Source organism: Pseudomonas sp. BF-R-19 (assembly GCF_019956445.1).
Taxonomy (GTDB): Bacteria; Pseudomonadota; Gammaproteobacteria; order Pseudomonadales; family Pseudomonadaceae; genus Aquipseudomonas; species Aquipseudomonas fluorescens_BH.
In genome coordinates, this window is sequence record NZ_JAHBDN010000007.1 from 1 (window position 1) to 4,546 (window position 4,546).

The window sequence follows — 4,546 nt, forward strand, 5'->3', positions numbered from 1 at the left end:
ACCCACTAACAGAGCGGCAATGGTCAACGAAGGGCCGAAAAACCACGCAATGTGGTGAGTAGGTTCTCCGATGGTGGCCGTGCCTGAGTTCAGGCGAGTTGAAAACCCGACTTTTTCAACACAATCGGCCAATGGCAGCCACTCAGTCGTTAGATTTGACTGGAAACGCCAGACAAACGATCGCCGTAGGCAGTCAGCGGTTCCAGTGCAGTAACAACAGCACCAATACAGCCAGGAATACGGTCTCGCCAATCATCAACAGGATCGGCTTGATGCCGACTGCGGCCAGTTCCTTGAGCTGGGTCTTCATGCCTAGCGCGCTGATGGCGATCACCAGGCACCAGCGCGACAGCTCATTGACCCCGTTCTGGATCAGCGCTGGCACCCAGCCGGTGCTGTTGACGCAGGCGAGGATCAGGAAGCCGACGGCGAACGTCGGCAGCAGCGGAGGTCTCTTGCCGGTCGGATCGGCACCCTGCATGCGCGTCACGAGTGCGGCGCAGACAATCACCGGCACAAGCATGGCCACCCGCATCAGTTTCACCACGGTGGCGGTGTCTCCAGTCTCGGTGGACATGCTGTAGCCGGCACCGACTACCTGGGCGACGTCATGGATGGTGGCCCCCAGGAACACTCCGGCTTCTTGTGGGGAAAGGGCCGCCCAGTTGGCAATCATCGGATAGAGGATCATCGCCAGGGTGGATAGCGCCGAAACACCGATCACAGTGAACAGGGTTGCACGCTCCTTCTGAGGGTGATTGGGAAGCGCCGCGGCGAGTGCCAACGCAGCCGAAGCTCCACAGATAGCCGTGGCACCGCCAGTGAGCAGGCCGAAGATGCGTTTGAAACCCAGGAACTTGGCCGCGATCACTGAAACCACAATGGTCGCCACCACCACGATCACCACCAGTGCCACTGGCTTCCAGCCCAGAGCGGCGATCTGTTCAAGCGTGATACGCATGCCCAACAGCCCCACGCCGATGCGCAGCACATTGCGCGCCGTGAACTCGATGCCGGCCTTGCACTTACCTTCCCCGGCGAGAAAGTTCACGGACATGCCGAGCAACAGGGCGAAGAGCATCACCGGCGCACCGTAATGCTCGGAAAGGAAGGTCGCCGCGGCGGCAACGATCAGACTGACGACGAGGCCCGGCGCCAGCTCACTTGCGCGACTCTGGACACTGGCAAGCACGATGTTGCTCATGGGATGTATTCCTCGGAAACAATGACAATGAACGTTTGGCTGTCGCTGACTTCAACTGGATAACTGGCGACCCGCAGCCGGGTCGAATTGAGCAAATAGCCGCTGCCCAGATCGAAACGTAAACCGTGGGCACAACATTTGATCATCTGCCCTTCAAGATGCCCGCCGCACAACGAAGCCCCCTGGTGCGGGCAACTGTCATCGATGGCGTACAACTGACCACCGACGTTGAACAATGCAATGCTTAAGTCTTCGTCCACGATCAGGATTCGTTCGCCGGGTGCCGGCACCTGCGACGTCGTTATTGCGATCCGCCGACTCATGTCACAGGCCCGGTATTGCACGGGACGCGAACAGCATTCGCTGGTGGCATGTAGAGCACCTGCTCCGGTGATAGGCGAATGCTCACCCCGTTAACGGGTGGAATTATTTTTGTCGCCATCATGATTAAGGTTCCTTGTCCTTTCGATCAGAACTGATCGGCTTGCAGCTCGTAGAGGCAGTCGCTGCCGGCCTTGGCCGATGCGCTCAACGAGTGGATACGCGGCAGCAACCGGGCGAAGTAGAAACGCGCGGTGGCCAGTTTGCTGGTGTAGAAATCGTCTTCGGCGTCGCCGCTCATCACGGCCTTGGCCATGCGCGCCCACATGTAGGCGTACGCGGTGTAGCCGAACACGTGCAGGTACTCGACCGAGGCCGCGCCGATTTCGTTCGGGTTGTTTTGGGCCCGGTCCAGCAACCACGCGGTCAGGTCGTCGAGGGTGGCGACGGCGGCGTTCAGCGGTTGGGTGAACTCGGCAAGATCAGCGCCAGCGTTGGCGGTGAATTCGCGGATTTCCGAAGCGAACAAACGGTAGAGCGCCCCGCCGCTGCCGACGATTTTGCGTCCGGCCAGGTCCAGGGACTGGATGCCGTTGGTGCCTTCGTAGATCTGGGTGATGCGCACGTCGCGCACCAGTTGCTCCTGGCCCCACTCACGGATGTAGCCGTGGCCGCCGAAGACCTGCTGGCCGTGGAGGGTGGTTTCCAGGCCCATGTCGGTGAGGAAGGCCTTGGCCACCGGGGTCAGCAGCGACACCAGGTCCTGCGCGCGCTGGCGTGTCGGGGCGTCTTCGCTGTACTTGGCGATGTCCAGTTGCAGGGCCACGTAGCTGGAGAACGCACGGCCGCCTTCGTTCAAGGCTTTCATGGTCAGCAGCATGCGGCGCACGTCCGGGTGCACGATGATCGGGTCGGCCGCCTTGTCCTTGTGCTGCGCGCCGGTCGGTGCACGGCTTTGCAGGCGGTCACGGGCGTAGGCGACGGCGTTCTGGTACGAGCGCTCGCCCTGGGCCAGGCCCTGGATGCCCACGCCCAGACGCTCGTAGTTCATCATGGTGAACATGGCCGCCAGGCCTTTGTTCGGTGCGTCGACGATCCAGCCGGTGGCGCCGTCGAAGTTCATCACGCAGGTGGCGGAGGCCTTGATGCCCATCTTGTGTTCGATGGAGCCGCAGGACAGCGCGTTGTTTTCACCCAGCGAGCCGTCGGCGTTGACCAGCACTTTCGGCACCAGGAACAGCGAGATGCCTTTCGGCCCGGCCGGTGCATCGGGCAGGCGCGCCAACACCAGATGGATGATGTTTTCGGTCAGGTCGTGCTCACCACCGGTGATGAAGATCTTGCTGCCACTGATGGTGTAGCTGCCGTCAGCCTGGGGTTCGGCCTTGGTGCGGATCAGGCCCAGGTCGGTACCGGAATGGGCTTCGGTCAGGCACATCGAACCGGTCCAGGTGCCGGCGTACATGTTCGGCAAATAGGTGGCTTTCAGTTCTTCGCTGGCGTGGGCCTTGATCGACAGGCAGGCGCCGGCGGTCAGCATCGGGTACAGACCGAACGACAGGCTGGCCGCGTTGACCATCTCTTCGACCTGCGCCGAAATCGCCTTGGGCATGCCCATGCCGCCGTACTGCGGATCACCGCCGACACCCACCCAACCGCCTTCGGCGAAGGCTTGATAGGCCTGGGCAAAACCGTCCGGGGCGGTGACCGCGCCGTCGTTCCAGGTGCAGCCCTGTTCGTCACTGGCGCGGTTCAGTGGCGCGATCACTTCGGCGCTGATCTTGCCGGCCTCTTCGAGGATGGCGGCGGCGGTCTCTTCATCGATCACATCGGCCAGGCCGGGCAATTGCGCCCAGAGCCGGGACACCTGGAAAACCTCGTTGAGGACGAAGCGCATGTCGCGCAAGGGAGCTTTGTAATCAGACATCTTGGCTTACTCGGAAGTGGTCACGGCATGCGGCATGCCGGGACGTTCAGTGGATTCAGCGTTTTCGGTTGCCGCGACAGAACCGGGCTGAGGGGCCCGTTCGCGCAGCAGGAAGTAGGACAGGGCCGGAATCAGGATCAGCGCGCCGAGCATGTTCCACAGGAACATGAAGGTCAGCAGGATGCCCATGTCGGCCTGGAACTTGATCGGCGACCAGACCCAGCACACCACGCCCGCGGCGAGGGTGATGCCCACCAGCCCGACCACGCGGCCGGTGAAGGACACGGCGTTGCGGTAGGCCTGGGACAAAGGCAGGCCCTGGCGCTGGAAGTGCAACTGCACGCTGAGCAGGTACAAGGCGTAGTCCACGCCGATACCCACCCCGAGGGCGATCACCGGCAGGGTCGCGACCTTCACGCCGATACCCATGGCCACCATCAAGGCTTCGCAGAGGATCGAGGTCAGCACCAGCGGCAACAGGGCCACCAGCGTGGCGCGCCAGCTGCGAAAGGTGATCAGGCAGAACAGCGTCACCGCCGCGTAGACGTACAGCAGCATGGTGCGGTTGGATTCGCGGACCACGATGTTGGTCGCCGCCTCTATGCCCGCAGTGCCAGCAGCTAATAGAAACTGGCGATCCGCGGTGCTGTTGTCCTTGGCGAACTGGTCGGCAATCGCCACCACCGCGTCCAGGGTCTCGGCCTTGTGATCCTTGAGGAAGGTGATCACCGGCATCAGCGAACAATCGGTGTTGAACAGCTCCGGCGAGTTGACCGAGGCTTGCTGGGCGGCGTAGTTCAGCACGTCCTGGTTGCGCTGGATGCTGTTGAGCTTGGGGTTGCCTTCGTAGGTGCCGGCGGTGATCTGGCGTACCGCGTTGACCAAGGACGCGGTCGCCTGCACGCCCGGATACTGTTGCAGCTCCCAGGCCAGGCGATCGGCGAGGACCAGGGTCTTGTAGTTCAGGCAGCCTTCCGGCGCGGTCTTGATCATCACCGCGAACAGGTCGCTGGACAGCGCGTAATGCTGGGTGATGTAGGCGTTGTCGCGGTTGTAGCGCGAGTCGGCGCGCAACTCCGGCGCCCCGCTGTCGA

4 protein-coding genes are annotated in these 4,546 nt (G+C 62.4%); all 4 read right to left on the bottom strand.

All coding sequences use genetic code 11. From position 1 onward, the window contains the following. Positions 1–193: 193 nt before the first annotated feature. Positions 194–1,204, bottom strand: a complete 1,011-nt coding sequence (locus KGB28_RS00170) for a YeiH family protein (RefSeq protein WP_223440985.1) — start codon at positions 1,202–1,204, stop codon at positions 194–196. Continuing rightward, positions 1,201–1,527: a Rieske (2Fe-2S) protein gene (locus KGB28_RS00175; RefSeq protein WP_150725633.1), complete on the bottom strand. Its 327-nt coding sequence runs from the start codon at positions 1,525–1,527 to the stop codon at positions 1,201–1,203. The genes KGB28_RS00170 and KGB28_RS00175 overlap by 4 nt, the downstream gene beginning before the upstream one ends. 146 nt (positions 1,528–1,673) lie before the next feature. Beyond that, positions 1,674–3,452 carry an acyl-CoA dehydrogenase C-terminal domain-containing protein gene (locus KGB28_RS00180; protein WP_223440988.1) on the bottom strand — a complete coding sequence of 593 codons (1,779 nt, stop codon included), beginning with the start codon at positions 3,450–3,452 and terminating at the stop codon, positions 1,674–1,676. 6 nt (positions 3,453–3,458) lie between these two features. Next, the coding region (locus KGB28_RS00185; RefSeq protein ID WP_223440991.1) for an efflux RND transporter permease subunit at positions 3,459–4,546 on the bottom strand (1,088 nt) is incomplete at its 5' end.